Raw genomic sequence first — 1,541 nt, forward strand, 5'->3', positions numbered from 1 at the left:
GCTTATAGTCGTTTCGTGCAATTTATGGGAGTTTCGTGCAATGGGATTTGATAGGATACCCTATAATCCGATATAATTTATGGTGGAAAAGAATATGGAATTGAGGGATATGCGATGAAGATAGCAATCTGCGATGACAGCAGGGAGGACAGAGATGCGCTGCGGGCGCTGCTGGAAGCCTGCGGGCATGGTTTTGAGATAAGGGAATACGGCTCTGGCGCGGAGCTTTATGCGGATATGGGGTATGTGCGGGAATGTGGCATCGTGTTCCTCGACATCAACATGGAGGGCATGGACGGGCTGGAGGCGGCGGGGAGGATCAAGGCGGAATGCCCGAAGGTACATATCGTGCTGGTGACCGCCTATGTGAACTATGCGCTGGACGGGTACAAGGTGAAGGCCAGCCGTTTCCTGTTAAAGGACGACTTGGAACGGACGCTGCCGGAGTGCGTGGAGGACATCCTGCGGGAGGAGCGTGTGGTGGAGTTCGATTTTGTGGAGGGGAACGTGCGCCTGCGGGTGGACGACATCATCTATATCGAGACCAGCAGGCACAAGAACGTGTTCTACACGGCGGGGGAGACATACAGCATCTATAAGAAGATGGATGAGCTGGAGGTGGAACTGGCGGGGATGGGCTTCGTGCGGATACACCAGAGCTTCCTCATCAACATGAGGTACATCGGAAAACTCGGCAGCTATGTCATGGTACTGACCACAGGGAAGGAGATTTCCGTCCCAAAGTCCAGATACCCGGAAGTAAAGCGGCAGTACACATTGTTTAAGGGGGCGGAGTGATTATGGGGCGGTGGATGTTTTCAGTTTGTATCATGGTGGTAGAGGCATGGGGGAACGTGTATTTCTTTGACACTTTTCTGGGCCGGAAGAAAGGGATTTTTTTCTGCCGATACAGATTTCCGGCATATCTGGCCATGATGTTTGCTGCCAGTACGGCAGGATACTGGATTGATATGTGGAAACTGCCTGTGTATATCTTAGGATATATCCTGCTTGGCAGGGTGTGTTATCAGGCAGGCTGGATTCAGGGGATATATTTTTCTATGTTAAATTATTCCATGATATTTCTGACTGATCTGATGTTAGTCAGCCTGATGGATCTATGGGAAACACAGGAGGCCATATGGGGGATATGGAGCGTCCCCGGGGCATTGTTTGCAAAGGTGTGCTGGATTGTCTTTATTTTTCTTTTCCGCAGGGTATGGAAAGAGGGGGAGGATTATGGGGAACTTACGGACGGAGAATGGCTGAAGCTGGGGCTGATGCCTTTGTTTACATTATCTTCCATTGTATTGACATTTTTCCGGTGCAAGGAGCAGCCAGAACTGCGACAGATCTGCGTTTTCCTTTCCACAGGGCTGGTCATGGTCAATTTCCTTGTCATTTGGCTGCTGCGGGAAATATTGGAGCGGGGGAAGAAAATACGGATGGGAACCGAGTCTGCAAGAAAGACAGAGGATCAGCTTGTCCATTACCGGGATATGCAGGCGGTCTATGAGCGGCAGGGGAGGAAGATGCACGAC

2 protein-coding genes are annotated in these 1,541 nt (G+C 50.8%); both read left to right on the forward strand.

The window, feature by feature from the left end:
* Nucleotides 1-114 precede the first annotated feature (114 nt).
* A complete protein-coding gene (locus Q2B33_RS24095; protein WP_129184671.1) occupies nt 115-798 on the forward strand; it encodes a LytTR family DNA-binding domain-containing protein in 684 nt (227 codons plus the stop codon).
* Nucleotides 799-1,076: 278 nt separating this feature from the next.
* Nucleotides 1,077-1,541: hypothetical protein (locus tag Q2B33_RS24100; RefSeq protein WP_300914344.1), on the forward strand; the 465-nt coding region annotated here is incomplete at its 3' end.

The organism is uncultured Acetatifactor sp. (genome assembly GCF_948601915.1).
Classification (GTDB): domain Bacteria; phylum Bacillota; class Clostridia; order Lachnospirales; family Lachnospiraceae; genus Acetatifactor.